This window comes from Phenylobacterium sp., from assembly GCF_031425575.1.
GTDB lineage: Bacteria > Pseudomonadota > Alphaproteobacteria > Caulobacterales > Caulobacteraceae > Phenylobacterium.
Map to the genome: position 1 here is coordinate 1 of NZ_JANPJP010000184.1, position 3097 is coordinate 3097.

Consider the following 3097-nt stretch of genomic DNA (forward strand, 5'->3'; position numbering starts at 1 on the left):
CCGGCAGGGAAGGGACGTCGTTCTGGGCCAGGGACCATCGGGGGGAACCCTCGAGGGCGCGGGTGGCCTTGAACACCGCCTGGTCCTGCGCCTCCCGGGCCGAGCCGGTGGCCGGCGCCGGCGGCAGGATCAGGGCCGCGGCGGGCCAGGTCTGGGCGCTGAGATAGCCGGTGGGCAGAGCCGGGGGCGGGGTGGGCGCAGGCTGGGCAAGCGCGATACCGGCGGCGGCCAGGGCGCTCGTCAGGCTCAAGCCGATCAGTGTACGGCGCATTTCCTCTCCGTTGTTCTGCTGAGCCATCATGCGCCTGCGAACCGCGGACGCAACTCAGAAGCTGTTTGGCTTTCTGTGGTGGGACGTCGTTGGGTCCTGGGTTAGGGTCACCACGACATCTGAGGCATACGAGTGGACCCGCTTCCGACCCCAGCTTCGCCTTCCGAGGTTGTCAGCCCGCACCAGCGGAAAGCGCCGCGTCAGCTTGCCTTGATGCGCGCTCGCGCCGAGCTGCTGCGCTGGCGGGTGGTGCCGCGCGTGCGCAAGCCTGGCCAGCGCAGGCTCAATCCCTGGCTGCCGCTCGTGCCGGTGCTGGTCCTGCTGTCGCCTGCCCTGCTGCTGGTCGCGGGGGTGGCCGTCTTCCTGCCCAGACCGTTCCGGATTCATCCAGCCACGGTGATGCTGAACCTCGGGCGGGTCATGATCGCCTTGAGCGACGGTGACCGCGCGGCTCGCCCCCCACCACGGATTTCAGACGACCGGTGCGGCGTGTATCGCAAACTACGGCCGCATTCGCGGGGGCGTTGGCGGCCGTCCTGTCTGCTACTTCGCGATCTTCTGGAAAAGCTTCGCCCAGCGCGGCTTTTCACGGGTCTTCCAGGCGCCGCGGTGCCAGGCGTCCGACGCGATTAGCGGCACAACGGTGCTGGCCTCGGCGAACACCATCTGTTCCCAGGTGACATCGACCTTGCCCCAGGAGCAGGCCTCCTTGAGCGTCGAGGACGAGCAGGCCCCGTCACGCACATCGGCCACCGTGATCTGGATGGCGTACTTGTGCATGTCGACCTCGTGGCCGAGGATTTCGGCGCAGACCACGGTGTCCTGGGCGAAGTTCTTGGGAACCCCGCCGCCCACCATGAACAGGCCCGTCGTGCCTGCCGCAATCTTGACGTCGGTCAGCTCACGGAAGTCGGCGACGGAGTCGATAGTCAGGTAGGGTTTGCCCGCCTTCATGTTCTCGACCTGGTGCTTCACCAGGCCAAAGCCGGCCGACGAGTCGGTGAAGGCCGGGCAGAAGATGGGGATGTCGAGCTCGTAGGCCGTCTCGATCAGCGAGCCCTGCTTCTTCGCGTTGCCGTCGGCCAGCCACTTGCCCATCTCCCAGATGAACTCACGGCTGGAATAGGGGCGCGGCTCCAGCAGGTTGCAGAGCTGGAAGATGACGTCGTCGCAGTTCTGAAGTTCTTCCTCGTCGATATAGGTGTCGTAGATGCGGTCGATATAGAGGGCGCGCAGGTCGCGGTCGTCGACCGGGTCCTGGGGCTTGGACTGGTAGTGTTTGAAGCCCAGGGCCTCGAAGAAATCCATGTCCACGATCGAGGCGCCGGTGGAGACCACGCAGTCGATCAGGCCGAACTTCAGCATGTCGCGATAGATATGCATGCAGCCGCCGGCGCTGGTGGAGCCCGCCAGGGTCAGCCAGGTGGAGCAGGCCTTGTCTTCCAGGGCCATGGTCAGGATGTCGGCGGCGCGTGCGGTGTCGCGGCTGGTGAAGCTCATCTGCCGCATCGAGTCGATGATCGGACGGGCGTCGTACTGGTCGATGCTCACGTGTTCGACGGTGGTCGAGAGCAGCTCGGCCTTGCGGTTGGTGTTTTGAACGTCAGCGTTCATTCTCTTGATCCTCAGGAGTTTGAGCGCCCGTCCGTGGAAAAGGAGCCCAGCCGGGACGGAGCGACCGGCTGGACCATCAACAACTGAGCGGGCGGTTATTTCCGCCGACGCTTCTTCCCGCGCGCCCGTGACAGCTTCACGACGTTGTGGTTTTCCGTCTTCGGGACCGAGATCGAGCGCTTGGCCAGGCCGAACATGGAGGCCATGGGGGCGTCGTTGACCTCGATGGTCTCGGCGTCGCCGAACCCATTGAAGCGGGTGTTCATCGCCACGCCGTAGGCGCCCAGCATGCCGATCTCCACATAGTCGCCCTCACGGACGTCTTCCGGCAGCCAGAAGGGGCCGGGCATGTGGTCGAGGCTGTCGCAGGTGGGACCCCAGAACCGGTAGGGCTTCAGGGCGCCTTCGACCTCGCGGGCCTCGCCGTCCTCGTTGCGGATCAGCTTGACCGGGAAGGGCCACTTGGTGTGGGCGGCGTCGAATAGCGAGCCGTAGGAGCCGTCGTTGAGATAGAGCGCGTCGCCCTTGCGCAGCTCGACCTTGGTGAGGATCGACGAGCCCTCGGCCACCAGGGCCCGGCCGGGTTCGCACCACAGCTCGGTGGTCTCGTGGACCATCATCTCGGCGAAACCGCGGTCGATGGAGTCGATGTAGTCGGCCAACGCCGGGGGCGCCATGCCGGGATAGATCGACGGGAAGCCGCCGCCCACGTCCACCACGTCGGCGAAGACGCCGGCGCGGACCAGGGCGCGGGACGCCTGGGTCATGGCCGCCTGGTAGGCGGTGGGACGCATGCACTGGCTGCCGACGTGGAAGGACAGGCCCATCAGGTCCTGGGTCGCGCGGCGGGCGGCGAGCAGCAGGCCCGGCGCCTCGAAGGTGTCGACCCCGAACTTGCCTGACAGGGAATAGGCCGCGCCCTCGGCGGCGACAGCCAGGCGCACGATCAGGTTCAGGTCCTTGGCGCCGCCCGTGGCGTCGAGGATCTTGGCCAGCTCTTCGTGCGTATCCAGCGCGAAGGTGCGCACGCCGTGGTCGAAATAGGCCTGGGAGATGGCGGACCGGCTCTTGACCGGGTGCATGAAGGCCATGCGCGAGCCCGGCGCGAACTGGCTGACCAGTTCGATCTCCGGGATCGAGGCCACATCAAAGGAGGTCACCCCATTGGCGGCGAGGGTCTCGATGACCCACGGCGAAGGGTTGGCCTTTACG

The 3097-nt window shown here is 66.5% G+C and carries 2 protein-coding genes and 1 pseudogene; all 3 read right to left on the reverse strand.

The window, feature by feature from the left end:
* A pseudogene (locus RMO97_RS10375) lies at positions 1 to 271 on the reverse strand (phosphatase PAP2 family protein); the annotation flags it as partial.
* 543 nt (positions 272 to 814) lie between these two features.
* Complete coding sequence (locus RMO97_RS10380) at positions 815 to 1885, reverse strand: 1,9-bis(guanidino)-5-aza-nonane synthase (RefSeq protein ID WP_310540872.1); 1071 nt, start codon at positions 1883 to 1885, stop codon at positions 815 to 817.
* 95 nt (positions 1886 to 1980) lie between these two features.
* On the reverse strand, positions 1981 to 3097 hold a 1117-nt coding region (locus RMO97_RS10385), incomplete at its 5' end, for a type III PLP-dependent enzyme (RefSeq protein WP_310540873.1).